At 73.9% G+C, this 18,212-nt stretch carries 17 protein-coding genes; 9 read left to right on the top strand and 8 right to left on the bottom strand.

What is annotated here, in order from left to right; translation table 11 throughout:
* The first annotated feature begins 20 nt into the window (after positions 1 to 20).
* On the top strand, positions 21 to 1,673 hold the full coding sequence (serA, locus tag G7072_RS12425) for a phosphoglycerate dehydrogenase (RefSeq protein ID WP_240916920.1): 1,653 nt from the start codon (positions 21 to 23) through the stop codon (positions 1,671 to 1,673).
* Positions 1,674 to 1,680: 7 nt separating this feature from the next.
* On the opposite strand, the gene G7072_RS12420 is transcribed toward serA, so the two are convergent.
* Together G7072_RS12420 and G7072_RS12415 are read right to left on the bottom strand one after the other, a co-directional pair.
* On the bottom strand, positions 1,681 to 2,655 hold the full coding sequence (locus G7072_RS12420) for a hypothetical protein (protein WP_166086811.1): 975 nt from the start codon (positions 2,653 to 2,655) through the stop codon (positions 1,681 to 1,683).
* A 12-nt stretch (positions 2,656 to 2,667) separates the two neighbouring features.
* The gene (locus tag G7072_RS12415; protein ID WP_166086809.1) at positions 2,668 to 4,125 is read right to left on the bottom strand and encodes a PLP-dependent aminotransferase family protein; all 1,458 of its coding nucleotides are present in this window, start codon (positions 4,123 to 4,125) and stop codon (positions 2,668 to 2,670) included.
* A 62-nt stretch (positions 4,126 to 4,187) separates the two neighbouring features.
* On the opposite strand from G7072_RS12415, the gene G7072_RS12410 reads away from it, so the two are divergent.
* Positions 4,188 to 4,880: a hypothetical protein gene (locus G7072_RS12410; RefSeq protein WP_166086807.1), complete on the top strand. Its 693-nt coding sequence runs from the start codon at positions 4,188 to 4,190 to the stop codon at positions 4,878 to 4,880.
* On the opposite strand, the gene G7072_RS12405 is transcribed toward G7072_RS12410, so the two are convergent.
* From G7072_RS12405 to G7072_RS12390, 4 genes are read right to left on the bottom strand one after another with little or no spacing between them, the layout of a single operon-like run.
* Positions 4,864 to 5,709 (bottom strand): transglutaminase family protein, encoded by an 846-nt coding sequence (locus tag G7072_RS12405; RefSeq protein WP_166086805.1) that lies wholly within the window; start codon positions 5,707 to 5,709, stop codon positions 4,864 to 4,866. The two genes, G7072_RS12410 and G7072_RS12405, sit on opposite strands and share 17 nt — an antisense overlap.
* Positions 5,706 to 6,632, bottom strand: coding sequence for an alpha-E domain-containing protein (locus G7072_RS12400; RefSeq protein ID WP_166086803.1), 927 nt, complete (start codon positions 6,630 to 6,632; stop codon positions 5,706 to 5,708). Before G7072_RS12400 ends, G7072_RS12405 begins: the two co-directional genes overlap by 4 nt.
* Positions 6,626 to 8,419: a circularly permuted type 2 ATP-grasp protein gene (locus G7072_RS12395; protein WP_166086800.1), complete on the bottom strand. Its 1,794-nt coding sequence runs from the start codon at positions 8,417 to 8,419 to the stop codon at positions 6,626 to 6,628. Before G7072_RS12395 ends, G7072_RS12400 begins: the two co-directional genes overlap by 7 nt.
* A gap of 50 nt (positions 8,420 to 8,469) precedes the next feature.
* Positions 8,470 to 9,036, bottom strand: a complete 567-nt coding sequence (locus G7072_RS12390; protein WP_166086798.1) for a class I SAM-dependent methyltransferase — start codon at positions 9,034 to 9,036, stop codon at positions 8,470 to 8,472.
* A 479-nt stretch (positions 9,037 to 9,515) separates the two neighbouring features.
* Between G7072_RS12390 and G7072_RS12385 the strand changes: the two genes are divergently transcribed.
* From G7072_RS12385 to cimA, 6 genes are all read left to right on the top strand, one after another.
* Positions 9,516 to 9,686, top strand: a complete 171-nt coding sequence (locus tag G7072_RS12385) for a hypothetical protein (protein WP_166086796.1) — start codon at positions 9,516 to 9,518, stop codon at positions 9,684 to 9,686.
* Between the two features lie 11 nt (positions 9,687 to 9,697).
* Positions 9,698 to 10,807, top strand: coding sequence for a 3-isopropylmalate dehydrogenase (locus G7072_RS12380; RefSeq protein WP_166086794.1), 1,110 nt, complete (start codon positions 9,698 to 9,700; stop codon positions 10,805 to 10,807).
* Positions 10,808 to 10,882: 75 nt separating this feature from the next.
* Positions 10,883 to 11,977: a branched-chain amino acid aminotransferase gene (locus tag G7072_RS12375; protein WP_166086792.1), complete on the top strand. Its 1,095-nt coding sequence runs from the start codon at positions 10,883 to 10,885 to the stop codon at positions 11,975 to 11,977.
* Positions 11,978 to 12,028: 51 nt separating this feature from the next.
* Positions 12,029 to 12,424: an MmcQ/YjbR family DNA-binding protein gene (locus tag G7072_RS12370; protein WP_166086790.1), complete on the top strand. Its 396-nt coding sequence runs from the start codon at positions 12,029 to 12,031 to the stop codon at positions 12,422 to 12,424.
* 49 nt (positions 12,425 to 12,473) lie between these two features.
* Positions 12,474 to 14,306 (top strand): serine/threonine-protein kinase, encoded by a 1,833-nt coding sequence (locus G7072_RS12365; protein ID WP_166086788.1) that lies wholly within the window; start codon positions 12,474 to 12,476, stop codon positions 14,304 to 14,306.
* A gap of 209 nt (positions 14,307 to 14,515) precedes the next feature.
* Positions 14,516 to 16,096, top strand: a complete 1,581-nt coding sequence (gene cimA, locus G7072_RS12360; protein ID WP_166086786.1) for a citramalate synthase — start codon at positions 14,516 to 14,518, stop codon at positions 16,094 to 16,096.
* Between the two features lie 135 nt (positions 16,097 to 16,231).
* Here cimA and G7072_RS12355 read toward each other — a convergent pair whose 3' ends face one another.
* Together G7072_RS12355 and G7072_RS12350 are read right to left on the bottom strand one after the other, a co-directional pair.
* Entirely contained in the window at positions 16,232 to 17,143 is a 912-nt protein-coding gene (locus tag G7072_RS12355) for a P1 family peptidase (RefSeq protein ID WP_166086784.1), read from the bottom strand.
* A 55-nt stretch (positions 17,144 to 17,198) separates the two neighbouring features.
* On the bottom strand, positions 17,199 to 17,591 hold the full coding sequence (locus G7072_RS12350) for a PAS domain-containing protein (protein ID WP_166086782.1): 393 nt from the start codon (positions 17,589 to 17,591) through the stop codon (positions 17,199 to 17,201).
* A 210-nt stretch (positions 17,592 to 17,801) separates the two neighbouring features.
* Between G7072_RS12350 and G7072_RS12345 the strand changes: the two genes are divergently transcribed.
* On the top strand, positions 17,802 to 18,212 hold the full coding sequence (locus G7072_RS12345) for a VOC family protein (protein ID WP_166086780.1): 411 nt from the start codon (positions 17,802 to 17,804) through the stop codon (positions 18,210 to 18,212).

Below are 18,212 nucleotides of genomic sequence, written 5' to 3'. Positions count from 1 at the left end.
GATCTCGTGAGGACCCCCACGTGAACCCCGACACGAGCCCCGACGTGAGCCCCGTCGCGAACAAGCCCGTCGTCCTCATCGCCGAGGAGCTGAGCCCCGCCACCCTCGAGGCGCTGGGCTCCGACGTCGAGGTGCGCCACTGCAACGGTGCCGACCGCGGCGAGCTGCTCGCCGCGATCGCCGACGCCGACGCCGTGCTCGTCCGCTCGGCGACGAAGATCGACGGGGAGGCGCTGCAGGCAGCCACCAAGCTGCGCGTCGTCGCCCGTGCCGGCGTGGGGCTGGACAACGTCGACGTGAAGGCCGCCACGCAGCACGGGGTCATGGTCGTCAACGCCCCCACCTCCAACATCGTCTCGGCCGCCGAGCTGGCCGTCGCGCTCATGCTGGCCGCAGCCCGCAACGTGGCGCCCGCCAGCCAGGCGCTGAAGCAGGGGGAGTGGAAGCGCAGCCGCTACTCCGGCATCGAGCTCTTCGAGAAGACCGTCGGCATCGTCGGGCTGGGCCGCATCGGTGTGCTGGTGGCGCAGCGCCTGAGCGCCTTCGGCATGAAGGTCATCGCCTACGACCCCTACGTGCAGGCCGGCCGGGCCGCGCAGATGGGGGTCCGTCTGGTCACCCTCGACGAGCTGCTGGCCGAGTCCGACTTCATGAGCGTCCACCTGCCGAAGACCCCCGAGACCGTCGGCCTCATCGGTGAGGACCAGCTGGCGCAGGTCCGGCCCCACCTGGTGCTGGTCAACGCCGCCCGCGGCGGCATCGTCGACGAGCAGGCGCTCTACAACGCGCTGAAGGAGGGCCGGCTCGCCGCGGCCGGTCTCGACGTCTTCGCGAAGGAGCCCTGCGTCGACAGCCCGCTCTTCGAGCTCGAGAACGTCGTGGCCACGCCCCACCTCGGTGCGTCCACCGAGGAGGCGCAGGAGAAGGCCGGTGTCGCGGTGGCCCGCTCGGTGCGGCTCGCCCTCAACGGCGAGCTCGTGCCCGACGCGGTCAACGTCCAGGGCGGCCTGATCGCCGAGGACGTGCGTCCCGGCATCCCGCTGACGGAGAAGCTGGGCCGCATCTTCACCGCGCTGGCCGGCGAGGTCGCCCAGCAGGTCGACGTCGAGGTGCGCGGCGAGATCACCCAGTACGACGTCAAGGTGCTCGAGCTGGCGGCGCTCAAGGGCGTCTTCTCCGACATCGTCGAGGAGACGGTGTCCTACGTGAACGCACCCCTGCTGGCCGCCGAGCGCGGTGTCGCCGTACGCCTGGTGACCGACCCCGACAGCCCCGACCACCGCAACCTCATCACGCTGCGCGGCACCCTGTCCGACGGCAGCCAGGTCTCGGTCAGCGGCACCCTCATCGGCATCTCGCAGAAGGAGCGTCTGGTCGAGGTCGACGGCTACGACGTCGACATCGAGCCGACCGAGCACCTGGCGTTCTTCCGCTACTCCGACCGGCCCGGGATGGTCGGCACCGTCGGCGGTGTGCTGGGTCGCGCCGGCATCAACATCGCCGGGATGCAGGTCTGCCGCGACACCAAGGGCGGCCACGCCCTGGTCGCGCTGTCGGTCGACACCGCCATCCCGCCGGCGGCGCTCGAGGAGATCGCCTCGTCCATGGAGGCCGTCGAGGTGCGTGCGGTCGACCTCACCGAGAAGCCCGCGCCGGAGTCCCACCGGGTCTGAGCGACCCTCACAGGTCCTCCGGGGCGGCGACGAGGCGACCGGCCTCGCGCCACTGCTGCGCCACGCGGCGGGCCTCCTGCGGCGTCAGCGGGGTCTCCTCGACCCGTCCGCGGGCCGGGAGGTCGACGGCGAGACGGTGGGCGGCGTCCACCCAGGCCCCGCTGCGGTGGAGGCTCTGCACCTCGTAGGGGTCCTCGGCCGCGCGCCGGAGGAGGAGCTCGGTCCCCGCGGCGCGGACGCCGACGTGCTGCCACGCCGTGGTGACGAGGTCGCCCTCGAGGTCGCCGTGACGGGCGGCGAAGACCCGGGGCGGAGGCGCGAGCCGTCGCACCGCGTGACGCCAGGACTCCGCGCCGGCCGTGGCGGGCCCCGTCCCGGCTGCACCGGTGAGGGCCTGCGAGCAGCCGAGGCTCAGGCGCCCGCGCACCGGCCGGACGGCGGTGACGCAGCGCGGCAGGTGGAACTCCGCGTGGACCGCGTCCAGGTCGGGGGTGGCGGCCAGCTCGAACGTCTCGGGGCGGTGCGGGTCGCGCCGTGCGAGCTCGGCGGTGTTGCCGCGCTCGAGCTCGGCGGCGACGAGCTCGGTGAAGTCGCCCGGGGTGCAGACCACCGCCCGGTCGGCGGTGAGCAGCTGCTCGACGCGGGTGCTGAGCACCAGTCGTCGCCCGGACCACGCCGGGCCGGGCGCCGGGGCGGGCCTCGTCCCGCCGCGCAGCTCGAGGCCGGACACCGCGCAGCGCAGCACGTCGCCCTCGGGCGACGTCGTCACCGTCAGGCACCGGGGGAGCAGGAAGTGCGAGCGCAGGGACGCGACGTCGAGGCGGTGGCTGAGGTGCAGCGGTCCGGCTGCGGCCGCGAGCGCGACGCTCAGCGGCACGTTGGGGTCGTGGTCGACCAGGCGGTTGCCCCGACGCTGCTCGTGCCGCACGACGGGGACCAGGTCCCACGCCAGGCAGGCGACCTCACGCGTCGTGCTCGTCATGGCACCAGTGGATCAGGTGACGAGGGCCGGCGCTGCCGGACGCGTCGTACGTCGCCCCGCGGGCGTCTCCTGCCAGGCCCGCGCCAGCCGCTCGGTCGCCTCGCCGAGCTGCTCGGGGGAGCGGGTGAAGGGCAGCCGGACGAAGCGCTCCAGCCCGCCCTCCGGCGCGAAGAGCGGCCCGGCCGCCAGCCGGACCCCCTGGGTCGAGGCCGAGCGCACCAGCGCCGAGGAGGCGGGCCGGGGCAGCTCGCACCACAGGCTCAGCCCGCCGGCCGGCACCCGGAAGCGCCAGGACGGCAGGTGGGCGGCGAGGCCGGCGACCAGCGCGGCCCGCGAGGCCGCCAGCTGCTCGCGCCGTGCGGCGACGACGGCGTCGTGGTCGGCCATCAGGTGGGCCAGCGCGAGCTGGTCGACGACGGGGGAGCCGAGGTCGAGGGTGAGCCGGCTGTGCAGCAGCTCGGCCACCCGGTCGTGCGGCGCCCGCACCCAGCCGATCCGCAGACCGCCCCAGAAGGTCTTGCTGGCGCTGCCCACGGTCACCGCTCCGGGCAGGTGGGCCGCGAAGGGCAGCGGCATCCGTTCGGTCCACGGCTCGTCCACGGCCAGCTCGGCGGTCGTCTCGTCGACCACGGCCGTGGTGCGCGCGGCCCGCAGCCGCGCGGCGAGCTCGGCCCGCTGATCGTCGCTCATCAGCAGCCCGGTCGGGTTGTGCCAGTCCGGCATCAGGTAGGCCGCGCTCGGTCGCAGCTGCCGGACGGCGTCGCCGAGGCTCGCGGTCGCCCACCCGGACTGGTCGATGTCGGCGCCGTGCAGGCGTGCTCCCGCCCGGCGCAGCGCGGCCAGGGCGTTGGGGTAGCTCGGGCTCTCGGTCAGCACCCGGTCGCCGGGCGAGACCAGGGCCCCGAGCACGATCGCCAGCGCGGACAGGGCCCCGCCGGTCACGATGACCTGCTCGGGGTCGGTGGGCAGACCCCGAGCGGCGTAGCGCTCGGCGATCGCGCGCCGCAGCTCGGGCAGCCCCGAGGGGTAGTAGCCGATGTCGCCGAGGTGGCACGGCAGCTGCGCCACGGCGTGCTCGTAGGCCGCGGTCACGCCCGGCGGGGCGACCGGTGCCGCGCAGGTGAGGTCGACGACGTCGCCCGCGCCCGCGGGCCCCTCGCCCGCCTGCGGGCCGAGCAGGGCGTCGCTGGTGCTGGCCGCGTGGGGCAGCCGGGCCACGCTGCCCGAGCCGTGGCGGGCCGTCAGGTAGCCGCTGTCCTTGAGGACTCCGTAGGCCCGCGTCACGGTCGTCCGGCTGACCCCGAGGGCGGTCGTCAGCTCGCGCTCGCTCGGCAGCCGGGTGCCGACGGGGATCCGGCCGTCGGCGATCAGCAGGCGCACGCCGTCCGCCAGGGCGGCGTACGCCGGACCGTGGTCACCGAGGGGCGGCAGGAGGGCGGCCGCGCGGCGGGCCGACAGGGTGGCGAGCACCAGGCCACTGTCGCACAAGTGGCTATGGATGAGAAGGCCACTTGCGAGGCATGATGGCGGGCATGGACTCCCTGGCCAACCTCACGCCGTGGCAGCAGATCCGCAGCCCCCGGATGCCGCGCCGGCTCACGCAGCTGCTCGCCGGCCTCACCCTGTACGGCGTCAGCATGGCCATGATGGTGCAGTCGTTCCTCGGGCTCGACCCGTGGGACGTCCTGCACTTCGGCCTCGCGCGGCTGGTGCCGCTGTCCTTCGGCACCATCGTGATCCTCACCGGCGTCGCGGTGCTGCTGGCCTGGATCCCGCTGCGGCAGATGCCGGGCCTCGGCACCATCGCCAACGTCGTCGTCATCGGCCTGGCGACCGACTGGGGGCTGTCGTGGATCGAGCGGCCCGACGACCTCGCCGCCCGCACCGGGCTGCTGGTGGGCGGGGTCGTGCTCAACGGCCTGGCCGGCGCGCTCTACATCGGCGCCCAGCTCGGCACCGGCCCGCGCGACGGGCTGATGACCGGCATCTCGCGGCGCACCGGCTGGTCGCTGCGGCTGGTGCGCACCGGCATCGAGGTGACCGTGCTGAGCGTCGGCTTCCTGCTCGGCGGCACCGTCGGCGTCGGGACCGCGCTCTACGCGCTGTCCATCGGCCCGCTGCTCCAGCTGTTCCTGCCGTGGGTGGTCGTGCGGCTGCCCGGGGTCCAGGAGCCGGTCGTCGACGGGGCCGCTCCCGGGGCGAGCGAGGTCACTCGGTGCGGGTGAGCGCCACCTCGACGAACATCTCCGAGGTCTCGCCGCCGCCGAAGATGCCGGTCAGCGGGGCCACGTCGGCGTAGTCGCGTCCCGCGCCGACCACGACGTAGCGGTCGTCGGGGGCCACCGCGTTGGTCGGGTCGAAGCCCACCCAGGTGCCGTCCCACCACTCGATCCAGGCGTGGGACTCGCCGGTGACGGTCTCGCCGACCACCGGGTCGCTCGAGGGGTGCAGGTAGCCCGAGAGGTAGCGCGCCGGGATGCCCGCCACCCGCAGCGCACCGAGGCACAGGTGGGCGAGGTCCTGGCAGACGCCGGCCCGCTCGCGCCAGGCCTCCGCCGCGGTCCCGTGGACCTCGGTGGAGCCGGTGACGTAGGCGACCTCGTCGTGGACGAGCCGGCAGACCTCCGCGACGAAGGCGGCCGGCTCGAGCGCGCCGCCGAGCATGCCCTCGACGTGCTCGGCGAAGTCCTCGGCGGGCGCCACCCGGTCGGGGACCTCCAGGTGCTCGCACATCCGGTCGACCAGGCGCCGGTCGGCGTAGTCGTCCCAGCCGAGGTGCTGCACGGTCGGCGCGCGCCTGTTCACCTGCACCGTCGCCGTCGACTCCACCAGCAGCCGGTCGTGCGGCTCGTGGACCTCGAAGGCGGTGACCATCGAGCCCCAGTAGTCGCGGTAGCGCATCGTCCAGGGCGCGGGGGAGACCTCGAGCCGGCTGGCGAGCACCAGCTGGCCGGGGCTGGTCACCGGCGTCATCCGGGCCTCGTTGTACGACGAGCTGACCGGCTGGGCGTAGGTGTAGCCGGTGGTGTGGACGACCTCGAGCTGCATCGTCATCCCAGACCACCCGCCCAGTGGATCGCCTCGGAGGTGTCGAAGTACTTCGTGCCGATCGCCTCGGCGGCGGCGCTGCAGGTCACCTGGAGCTGCTCCATCTCGTCGGGGAGGTCGGTCAGGATGGCGGCGAGGGGGCGGTACTCGAGGTCGGCGCGGGCGCGCCCGAGCAGCCGCTGCGCCTCGTCGCCGAAGCCGACGCGCGGACCGGCGGCGGCCAGGTCCTCGAGGCAGCGCTCCGCGGTGCGCAGCGCCGACATGATCGAGCGGGGGAACAGCCGGTCGAGCAGCAGGAACTCCGCCGCCGCCTCGTCGGCCTCGAGGCCGCGGTAGGTGCGCAGGAAGGCCTCGTAGGCGCCGCACGCGCGCAACGTCGCGTTCCACCCGCCCGACGGCACGCCGGCCAGGGCCGTCGTGGTGAGCAGCCGGGCCGTCATGTCGGCCCGCTCGATGCTGCGCCCCAGCACGTAGAAGTGCCAGGTCTCGTCGCGGCTCATCGTGGTGCCGGCGACCCCGTTGATCACCGAGCAGCGCTCCCGGACCCAGTCGAATGCCATGGCGCTGCGCATCCCCGGGACGCGGCCGGTGGAGATGGCCCGCCACGTGGTGTTGATGGCCGACCACATGTCGGTCGAGAGCGTCTCGCGGGCCCGGCGGGCGCTCTCGCGGGCGGCTCCCAGGGTGGCTGCGGTGGAAGCCTCCGACCGGACGTCGGAGAGCAGCAGCCGCAGCATGGTGCGCTGGTCGACCGGCCCGTCGTGCTCGACGCCCATGATCCCGAGCAGGGCCCGGCAGGACTCCTCCTCGTCGACGAACGGGTCCTCGATGAGCAGCTGGGTCTGCACGTCGAGGATGCGAGCGGTGACGTCCGCGCGCTCGACGTACCTCCCGATCCAGAACAGCGACTCCGCGATGCGGCTCAGCACGACGCCTCCTGGTGGTCGAGCCCGTCGGGACCTCGGTGGTCGAGCCTGTCGAGACCTCGGTGGTCGAGCCTGTCGAGACCTCGGTGGTCGAGCCTGTCGAGACCTCGGTGGTCGAGCCTGTTGGGACCTCGGTGGTCGAGCCTGTTGGGACCTCGGTGGTCGAGCCTGTCGAGACCTCGGTGGTCGAGCCTGTCGAGACCCTGCTGTTGTTGCTGCTGCTGTTGCTGCTGTTGCTGCTGGCCGTGCTCGTCGTCGGTGAGCGAGGCCATCGCCGGGCCCGGGTCCGAGGGGGCGGCGGCGCCGTCGACGCCGATGCGCCGGGGGACCACCTTCGGCACCGGGGTCGCGTCGCGCCGGTCGGAGACCACCCAGGTGTCCTTGGACCCGCCGCCGCGGCTGCTGTTGACGATCAGCTCGCCCTCCGGCAGCGCGACGCGGGTGAGACCGCCGGGCAGCACCCAGACGTCGTTGCCGTCGTTGACGGCGAACGGGCGCAGGTCGACGTGCCGGGGGCGGACCTGGCCGTCGATGAGCGTCGGCACGGTCGACAGCGAGATCACCGGCTGGGCCACCCACGCGCGGGGGTCGGCCAGGATCTTGCGACGCAGCTCGTCGAGCTCGGCGGCCTCGGCGCGCGGGCCGATGACGATGCCCTTGCCGCCGGAGCCGTCGACGGGCTTGAGCACCAGCTCGTCGAGACGGTCGAGGACCTCCTCGCGCGCGTCGTCGTCGCCGAGCCGCCAGGTGTCGACGTTGCGCAGGATCGGCTCCTCGCGCAGGTAGTAGCGGATCAGGTCGGGCACGTAGGAGTAGAGCAGCTTGTCGTCGGCCACCCCGTTGCCCACGGCGTTGGCGATCGTCACGTGGCCGGCCCGTGCGGCGTTGATGAGGCCGGGGACCCCGAGCATCGAGTCGTGGCGGAAGTGCACGGGGTCGAGGAAGTCGTCGTCGACGCGGCGGTAGATCACGTGCACCGGCTGCAGGCCGCGCGTCGTCCGCATCGAGACCCGGCCGCCGCGGCAGACCAGGTCGCGGCCCTCGACCAGCTCGATGCCCATCCGTCGGGCCAGCATGGAGTGCTCGAAGTAGGCCGAGTTGTAGACGCCCGGGGTCAGCACGACGACGGTCGGGTCGCCGACACCGACCGGGGCCGCGGCGCGCAGCGCGGCCAGCAGCCGCCGCGGGTAGGAGTTCACGGGCTCGATGCGGTGCTCGCTGAACGCCTCGGGGAGCGCGGAGGCGACCGCGCGGCGGTTCGTCATCACGTAGGAGACCCCCGACGGGACGCGGGCGTTGTCCTCCAGCACGCGGAAGTCGCCCTCGTCGTCGCGGATGAGGTCGATGCCGGAGACGTGGATCCGCACGCCGTTCGGCGGGGAGAAGCCCGCCACCACCCGGTGGTAGTGGGGTGAGGTGACGACCACCGAGCGGGGGATGACGCCCTCGGAGAGCACCCGCGCCGAGGAGTAGATGTCGTCGAGGAAGGCTTCGAGCGCCAGCACCCGCTGCTTCACGCCGGCCTCGACCTCGACCCACCGCTTCATGTCGATCAGGCGCGGCACGATGTCGAGCGGGAAGGGCCGCTCCTCGCCGCCCACGCCGAAGGTGATGCCCTGGTCGAGGTAGGACGAGGCGACGCTGTCGGCCCGGGTGACGATCTCGTCGGTGGGCATCCGCAGGAAGGTCTCGTGGACCGCGTGGTACTCGCGCCGGACGGCCCCGCCGGAGAACATCTCGTCGTACGCTGCACCGGGCCCCTGGTCGTAGCCCTGGAAGACGTCGGTCATGGCGGGGAGTCTAGAGACCCCCCTGTTTCATGCGTGTGACTCGCGCGAAGTCAGCGCTTGGTCGCGATGAGGACCGCCGTGTCGGAGGCGACCATGACCTCGACGGTCGTGAAGCGCTCGTCGGTCAGCCACCGCTCGCGCAGGGAGTCGACGCGTCCGGCGTACACCGGGGGCCACGACTCGCAGGGTGTGAAGTCGTCGAGGACCACGACGCCGCCGGGCTCGACGAGGTCGACCACCACGTCCGCGCCGCTGTCCTTCGGCTCGCGGGCGTCGAGGAACAGCAGCGAGAACGGGCCGTGCTCCTTGAGCGTCGACCAGTCGGCGGCCAGCACCTCGACCTGGGCGTCGTCGGCGAAGACCTCGGCCGCGGCGCCGGCCAGCTCGGTGTCGAGCTCGGCGCTGACGATGCGCGCCCCGTTGCGCACGCCGCTGCGCAGCCACGCGGTGCCGACGCCGGTGCCGGTGCCGAACTCGGCCAGCGTGCCCTGCTTGGTGGCGGCGAGCGTGGCCAGCAGCCGGCCGGTCTCGTTGCGGCAGAAGGAGGCGTAGCCGCGCTTGCGCGAGACCTGGAAGGCGCGCTCCACCACGGCCGGGACGTCGGGGGGTGCGCTCATGGGCAGGAGTGTCGCAGGGTCGCCGCACTCGTCCAGGTCTGCGACGGTTCGTGCCAGCATCCGAGACGTCGTCCCAGCATGTGAGAAGGCCCGGGAAAGGGGTGGGCCCGCCGCAGCGGCCGCGCCTACAGTGGCAGGACCATGCGGAGGACGTTCGTACTTATCAGTCGCCGCGGCGAGGCCAGCTAACCAGGGCCCCTCTCGCCGCGGTGTCTGGCGTTGCCTTCGGGCCCTGACCCTCCGCGGCGAGTGACGTCGTCACCTCCGCACCTGAGACCCAGAGCGATCTGGCCGATCTCCCCCACCTCGGTGGGCAGGGCTCCCACGCGTGATCCGCGTCCGTCGTCCTCGAGATCCCGTCGCTCGTCGCGGAGGGCTCCGCCCGCGCCGGCGACCCCGGCACGGCACGGCACCTGCTTCCCATCCCTCCGGCCCCCGCCTCGGCGGACGCGGCCGACCGATCACCCAGGAGACACCCGATGTACGACTTCTACCCCGAGTGGGGCCCCTCGCGACACCGTGACGAGACCGACCCCGCCACCCCGACCCGCCGTCCGCGCTACTGGCACGAGCCGGCCCTCGTCGGAGCCGGTGTGGGCGTTGGACCCGAGTCGCGAGACGGCGACCGCGACCGCCCCGACGACAACTAGGCTCCCGGCCCATGACCGCGACCCCGTCCGCCCCGTCCGCCCCGTCCGGCCCCACCTCCGGGTCGACCGGGACCCGCCTCGCCGTCATCCCCGGCGACGGCATCGGACGGGAGGTGACCGACGAGGCCCTCAAGGTCCTCGCCGTCGCCGCGCCGGCGGAGCTCAAGGTCGAGACCAACCGCTACGACCTCGGCGCCGAGCGCTACCTCGCCACCGGCGAGGTGCTGCCGGACTCGGTGCTCGCGGAGATCCGCCAGCACGACGCGATCCTGCTCGGCGCGGTCGGCGGCAAGCCCGGCGACCCGAACCTGCCGCCCGGCATCCTCGAGCGCGGCCTGCTGCTCAAGCTGCGCTTCGAGCTCGACCACTACGTGAACCTGCGCCCGTCGCGGATCTTCCCGGGGGTCACCTCCCCGCTGGCCGACCCGGGCGAGATCGACTTCGTCGTCGTGCGCGAGGGCACCGAGGGCCCCTACACGGGCAACGGCGGTGCGCTGCGCGTCGGTACGCCGGCCGAGGTCGCCACCGAGGTCAGCGTCAACACCGCCTTCGGCGTCGAGCGCGTGGTGCGCGACGCCTTCGCCCGGGCGCAGAAGCGTCCCCGCCGCACGCTGACCCTGGTCCACAAGACCAACGTGCTCGTCCACGCCGGCGCGGTGTGGTCGCGCCTGGTGAAGCAGGTCGGCGAGGAGTTCCCCGACGTCACCGTGGACTACCTCCACGTCGACGCCGCGATGATCTTCCTGACCACCGACCCGGCGCGCTTCGACGTCATCGTCACCGACAACCTCTTCGGCGACATCGTCACCGACCTCGCCGCCGCCGTCACCGGCGGCATCGGGCTGGCCGCCAGCGGGAACATCAACCCCGACCGGACCACGCCCTCGATGTTCGAGGCCGTGCACGGGTCGGCGCCCGACATCGCCGGGCAGCAGAAGGCCGACCCGACGGCCGCCATCCTCTCGGGCGCCCTCATGCTCGACCACCTCGGCCACCCCGAGGCGGCCGCCCGCATCGAGGACGCCGTGCTCGCCGACCGCGCCGCGGTCGGTCGCGGCACCGCCGCACCACGCCGCACCTCCGAGGTCGGCGACGCCATCGCCGCCCGCGTCGCCGGCTGACCCTCCGCACCGCGCTCCTTGCCGCGGGGGCGGCTGCCCTCCTCATCCCCCCGACGAACGAAGTACGGTGCCCCCATGAGCGCGCTCGACATCTCCGTGACCCCGAACGAGGACCCCACCCCCGACGCCCGGGTGGCGGAGATCCTGGCCGACCCCGGCTTCGGCGTGAGCTTCACCGACCACATGGTCACCGTGGAGTGGACCCCCGAGCAGGGCTGGCACGACGCCCGCGTCACGGCGTACGGGCCGATCAGCCTGGACCCGGCGACCGCGGTGCTGCACTACGCGCAGGAGATCTTCGAGGGCATGAAGGCCTACCGCCACGAGGACGGCTCGATCTGGTCCTTCCGGCCCGACGCCAACGGTGAGCGGCTGCGGCGCTCCGCACGACGCCTCGCGCTGCCCGAGCTGCCGGTCGAGGACTTCCTGGCCACCATCACCGCGCTCGTCGAGGTCGACCAGCGGTGGGTGCCGGACGCGGCGGGGGAGAAGAGCCTCTACCTGCGGCCGTTCATGTTCGCCTCGGAGGCGTTCCTCGGGGTCCGGCCCTCCAAGCACGTCACCTTCATGGTCATCGCGTCCCCGGCCGGGGCGTACTTCGCCCGCGGGGTGAAGCCGGTCTCGATCATGGTCAGCGAGGACTACACCCGTGCCGCCGTCGGCGGTCTCGGCGCGGCGAAGACCGGCGGCAACTACGCCAGCTCGCTGGCGCCGCAGAGCGAGGCCATCGCGCGCGGCTTCGACCAGGTCGTCTTCCTCGACGCGATCGAGCGACGGTACGTCGAGGAGCTCGGCGGCATGAACCTCTACTTCGTCCACGACGACGGCACCATCGTCACCCCCGAGCTGACCGGCACGATCCTCGAGGGCGTCACCCGCGCGTCGATCATCGACCTGGCCGGCACGCTCGGCCACAAGGTCGAGGAGCGTCGCGTCACGATCGACGAGTGGCGCGACGGCGTCACCTCGGGCCGCATCACCGAGGTGTTCGCCTGCGGCACCGCCGCGGTCGTCACCCCGGTCGGGGTGCTCTCGTCGCGGGCCGGCGAGGTCGACTCCAGCCACGACGGCGAGGCGGGCCCGGTCACGCTGGCGATCCGTCAGGCGCTCGTCGACCTGCAGTACGGCCGCGCCGAGGACACCTTCGGCTGGATGCACCGCCTGGTCTGAGGCACGGCGTACGACGTACGACGGCGCGGACCGCGACGAGGAGGGGGAGCCATGGCACACCCGCAGATGTACGACGACGCGGACCCGCTCCTGCAGCGGCTGCGTGAGATCTGCCTGGCCCTGCCCGAGGTCGAGGAGCGGGTCTCCCACGGGCGCCCCACGTGGCGGCTGGCGAAGCAGTTCGCCGTCTACGGCGGCGGACGTCGCTCACCCGAGGGGCACGTCCGCCACGACCACGCGCTGCTCTTCGTGCCCGAGGGCGGGGAGGTGGCCGGCCTCGACGCCGACGAGCGCTTCTTCGTGCCCGCCTACTACGGACCGTCCGGCTGGCGCGCCGTCGACCTCGACCGCGAGGACGTGGGGTGGGACGAGGTCGCCGAGCTCGTCGACGCCTCCTACCGCACCGTCGCGAACAAGCGGCAGCTCGCAGCGCTCGACGAGACCTGAGGCCGCCGCCTCCGGCTCGGCGACGCTCGCGACCGGTAGCCTCACGCGGGTGAGCCCCCCGTCCCACCCGCAGCGTCGTGCCGTCGACCCGGACGACCGACGTGTCGGGCCCTACCGGGTGCTGGCCCGGATCGGGGAGGGCGGCATGGGCGTCGTCCACCTGGCCGAGGCCCCCGACGGGCGTCGCGTCGCGCTCAAGGTGCTGCGGCCGCACGTCGTCGGCGACGACGAGGGCCGCGAGCGGCTCGCCCGCGAGGTCGCCTCGCTGCGGAAGGTGCGCAGCGGGCACGTCGCCGAGATCATCGACGCCGACCCCTGGGGCGAGCTGGCCTTTATCGTCACCCGCTACGTCCCCGGCGACTCCCTCACCGAGCTGGTGAAGCGGGAGGGACCGGTCCGAGGCGCCGACCTCGACCACCTCGCCGACCACCTGCTCGCGGCGATCCGCGACGTCCACGCCTCCGGCGTGCTGCACCGCGACGTCAAGCCGACCAACGTGGTGATGGAGGGCCGCTCGCCGGTCCTCATCGACTTCGGGCTGGCCCGGCTCGCCGAGGACCCGGCGATGACCGCAACCGGCATCCTGCTGGGCACGCCCGGCTACCTCGCCCCCGAGCTGCTGCTGGGCGACCAGCCGACCGGCGCGGTCGACGTCCACGGCTGGGCCTCCACCGTCGTGTTCGCCGCCCAGGGCGTTTCGCCGTACGGCCGCGGGCACACGATGGCCATCCTCGACCGGACCCGCCGCGGTGAGTTCGCGATCGCCGACGTGCCCGCCGGGATCCGCCCGCTGCTGGCCGCGGCCCTCGCGCCCGACCCGCTCGAGCGCCCCACCACCCACGAGGTCGCCGTCGAGCTCGAGCGGCTGCGTGGTGACGACCGGCCGACCGCCGCCCTCGCGGTCGCGCCGCCCCTGGCCCCCGACCCGGCCGGACCGACTGGACTGACGGAGCCTCCGGGCGCCACCGCGCCCTGGCAGGCGGTCAGCCACGACCCCCCGACCCTGGTGACGCCCGCGAGCCACCCGGCAGGTCACCGGGCGAGCCACCCCGCGACGACCCCGCTGACCGCCGTCGCCCCGGTGGCCCGTGCCGCACCTGCCGCCGCGCCGCCCGTCGCGCCGGCCGTCGCGGCGGTGCCGAGCGACCCGCGTCTGGCCCACCCCCCGGCGCACATCGCACGCAGCTGGCCGCCGCCGCCCAGCGCCACCTCGGTGCAGCCGGTGCCGATGATGGCGCCCGTCGCGGGTCACCCCCGCCCGGAGGGCGCCTTCCAGCCTCCGTTGTCCGGCTGGGCGCGAGGACGCCGCGCCACCATGCTCGTCCTGCTCGTGCTCCTGGTCGCCGCCGCGACCCGGCTGGCGCCGTACCTCACGGTGGGCGTGGTCGCGACCGTCGCGGTCGTGGCCCGCGCCACCACGCGCAGCCGTGACGCGCTGTGGCGCCGGCGCGGCATGCGCGGGCGGACGTGGTCCGACGGGCCCCGCACGGTGCTCGGCTATCCCTGGCACCTGGCCGCCACCGCGGCCGGCAGCGCCGCGCTGCTGCTGGTGGCCGGCCTCGCGGTGACGATCACGGTGCTCGGCGCGGCCGGGGTCCTGGGGGTCGCCCCGGCGGCCGCCCTGACCGCGGGTGGGGTCGTGCTCGCCTGGGCGGTGTGGTGGGGGCCCGGCTCGAGCCGCGTGCGTCGCAGCGTGCTGCCGGTGCTGACCGGTCTGGCCCGCCCGGGGTCGCGCGGGCTGCTGACCCTCGCCGGCCTGGCGGCGGTGACCGGGCTGCTGTGGGTGGTGCAGCCGGACGCCGGCACGCTGTGGTTCCCGTCCGACGGTCCGCCCTGGAGCGGGTGGCGCGCGCAGGTCGACGGCTGGGTCCGGCTGCCCTGACGCGCCGGGCCGCGCTGGGCCTCGCCGTACCCGCTCTCCCGCATCGCGGTCACCCGTGGCGACCCGCCCCGGGTCGTGGCAGACTCGACCGCATGCAGCAGAGCCTGGTGATCATTGCCTAGCGCGGCGGGGTGCTCCCCGACCGCGCGACCTCTCGTCCCACGGGAGGTTTTTTTGTTGCCCGAACCAGTACACGTCAGGATCCCGAAGTGAGCCAGCAGACCGACTTCCACGTCTACGACACGACGCTGCGCGACGGCGCGCAGCAGGAGGGCCTGAACCTCTCGGTCCTCGACAAGCTGCACATCGCGCGGCACATCGACGGTCTCGGCGTCGGCTACATCGAGGGCGGCTGGCCGGGCGCCAACCCCAAGGACACCGAGTTCTTCCGCCGCGCCCGTGAGGAGCTCGTGCTCGAGCACGCGCAGCTGGCCGCCTTCGGCGCCACCCGCCGTGCCGGCGTGGCCGCGGCCGACGACCCGCTGGTGGCGGCGCTGCGCGACAGCGGCGCGGGCGTGGTGACGCTCGTCGCGAAGTCGCACGACCGCCACGTCGAGCTCGCGCTGCGCACCACCCTCGAGGAGAACCTCGCCATGGTGCGCGACACGGTGAGCCACCTGCGCGCCGAGGGCCAGGAGGTGTTCCTCGACGCCGAGCACTTCTTCGACGGCTACCGCGACAACCGCGCCTACGCCCTCGAGGTGCTGCGCACCGCCGCCGAGGCCGGGGCGTCCGTGGTGGCGCTGTGCGACACCAACGGGGGCATGCTCCCGGCCTGGGTGTCCGACGTCGTGCAGGACGTGCTGGAGAGCACCGGTGCCAAGGTCGGCATCCACTGCCACAACGACACCGGCTGCGCGGTGGCCAACTCGCTGGCCGCGGTCGACGCCGGCGCCACCCACGTGCAGGGCACGCTCAACGGCTACGGCGAGCGCACCGGCAACGCCGACCTCGTCTCCGTGGTGGCGAACCTCGAGCTCAAGCTGGGCCGCCCGGTGCTGCCGAGCGGCAGCCTGCGCGAGGCCACCCGGATCGCCCACGCGGTCGCCGAGGTCACCAACGTGCCGCCGTCCTCACGCCAGCCCTACGTCGGCGTCAGCGCGTTCGCCCACAAGGCGGGCCTGCACGCCTCGGCGATCAAGGTCGACCCGAACCTCTACCAGCACATGGACCCCGAGGGCGTCGGCAACGACATGAGGCTGCTGGTCTCCGACATGGCCGGGCGCGCCTCGATCGAGCTCAAGGGCCGCGAGCTCGGCTTCGACCTGTCGGAAGACCGCGAGCTCGTCACGCGGGTCACCGAGCGGGTGAAGGCGCTCGAGCAGGCCGGTCACACGTTCGAGGCCGCGGACGCGTCCTTCGAGCTGCTGCTCGTCGAGGAGGTCGAGGGGACGCGTCCGTCGTACTTCGAGGTGGAGTCCTGGCGCGTCATCACCGACTCCTTCCCGGGCGGCGAGGCGGTCTCCGAGGCGACGGTGAAGCTGCGTGCCGGTGGCGCGCGCATCGTCACGGTGGGGGAGGGCAACGGTCCGGTCAACGCCCTCGACCACGCCCTGCGGGAGGCGATCGGCCAGGCCTACCCGGAGGTCGCGAAGTTCGAGCTGATCGACTACAAGGTGCGCATCCTCGACCAGGGCCACGGCACCGACGCGGTGACGCGGGTGCTCATCGAGACCACCGACGGCCAGACCTCCTGGGTCACGGTCGGCGTCGGCGCCAACGTCATCGAGGCCTCCTGGGCGGCCCTGCTCGACGGTGTCGTCTTCGGCCTCCGCCGCACCGGGATGTGACCCGGCCCGCACCCCGCATGTAACGCGGGGTTATGGACGCCCACCCAGGGGTGTGACCCCGGCGAGGCGTCCACAACCCTCGCTCAGATGTACGTCGCTCCCGTGCGGTCCGGCGCGGGTCGAGTCGGCAGCGGCTCAGGCCGTCGTGACCGCGGACCGGATCGCCCGGGCCACGGTCTCGACGGCCGCCACCTGGACGACCAGGAAGGCGGCGTCGTCGAGCGGCTCGCCGACCCCGGTGGAGACCGCGAAGACGGTGTCGCCGTCGAACCCGGTGTGCACCGGGCGGATCGCCTGCGCGAACGCGTCGTGCGCGACCTGGGCCAGCCGGTGGCACTGGGTCTTGGTCAGGGCGGCGTCCGTGGCGACGACCGCGAGGGTGGTGCTGGTGCCGGGCGGCGGGGGGCCCGGTGCCTCGCCGGCCAGGAGACGGGTGACGGTGCCGGGGGAGGTCGCGCCGGCCAGCACCGACCCGTCCTCGGCCACGACGTCGCCGACCGCGTTGACGGCCGCCAGTGCGCCGACCACGGCGCCCGACGGCAGCACCACGGACGCGGTCCCGAGGCCTCCGGCGACCGGGGCGCCGAAGAGCTTGCCGACCGTGGCGCCGGCCCCGGCTCCGACCACGCCGGTGGTGCAGGGCAGGCCGCGCTCGGCGTCGAGGACGGCGGCGAGCCCGGCCTCGGCGTCGGGGCGCACCGAGGCGGACCCCACGGCGAGGTCGTAGAGGACCGCCGCCGGCACGATCGGCACCGGGCCGGCCGGGGTCGGCGTACCGATCCGGCGGGACTCGAGGTGCCTCATCACCCCGTCGGCCGCCGCCAGGCCGAAGGCGGACCCGCCGGTCAGGACGATCGCGTGGGCCCGCGGGACCGTGGCCTCGGGGCGCAGCAGGTCGGTCTCCCGGGTGCCGGGGGCAGCGCCGCGGACGTCGATCGAGGTGGTCGCGCCGTCGTCGGGCAGCAGCACCACCGTGCAGCCGGTGCGGGCCTCGGTGTCGGTCCAGTGGCCGACCCGGACGCCGGGGACGTCCGTCAGGGCGCTCATCGCGCCAGGCTAGTCGTCGGTCGTGCGGCCCCGGGCCTGCGGCCTCGGGGGAGGCTCAGACCACCTCGCCGGTGAGCACGGCGACGCCGAGCTGCTCGCCGTCCACCTGGTAGCCGACGAGCGTGAGCCACTGACGGTCGAGGACGGGATCGGCACGCCGCACCATCGTGTGCTCGGTCGACCCGGCCACCGCGCGGAGGGCAGGACCGATCAGCTGGGCGTGCACCTCGTCGCCCACCACCTCGGGCAACGAGCGTCCGCAGAGCTCGGAGGGGGTGGAGCCCTGCTCGGCGGCGAACTGCTCCGTGCACGCGAGCAGCCTCAGCCCCTGGTCGAAGAAGGCCGCCAGGCTCGGGAGGACGCGGGAGCGTACGGCGTCGGCCACCGCCTGGGTGGCGTCGCGGCCGTCGGGGCCCTGATGGCTGTGGTGGTCCAGAAGGTGCGTCATCGTGTCCCTCGTCATCACAGCGGGCCGCCCCCGCCGGTATCACCCCATTCTGGGCGAACGAGGGCGTCGGGCACATGAGCGCGACGTACGGTCCCGCCCTCGTACCTCTGCGCTAGCCGCGTCGAGTACGTCGTACCCCTGCGGTCGGGTCTTCCGTCACCTCGACCCCGTGTGCCAGGGTGGCCCTCCCGGCCGCTGGGAGGTTCCTGCATGACTGACACAGCAGCAGGGGCGCCGCCGGCCCGGGTGCCGACCACCTGGTTCGGGGTGGTCCTCGACGCCGTCGACGGCCCGGCCCTGGCCCACTTCTACGAGCGTCTGCTCGGGTGGACGATCTTCCACGAGAGCCCGGAGTGGACGACGCTCGCCCCCTCGGAGAGCGCCGGCTACAACCTCGCCTTCGCCTCCGAGCCGCTGCACCGACGGCCGGTGTGGCCGACCGTCGAGGGGGTGCCGCAGATGCAGCTCCACCTGGACCTCGAGGTCGATGAGGTGGACGCCGCGGTGGCGTGGGGGCTCCACTGCGGCGCCGAGCTCGCCGAGCACCAGCCCCAGGACGACGTCCGCGTCATGCTCGACCCCGCCGGCCACCCCTTCTGCTTCTACCTCGCCAAGGACTAG

The sequence above is a fragment of the Nocardioides sp. HDW12B genome (assembly GCF_011299595.1).
In the GTDB taxonomy this organism is placed as follows: domain Bacteria; phylum Actinomycetota; class Actinomycetes; order Propionibacteriales; family Nocardioidaceae; genus Marmoricola_A.
This window is presented reverse-complemented; position numbering and strand designations above follow the sequence as displayed.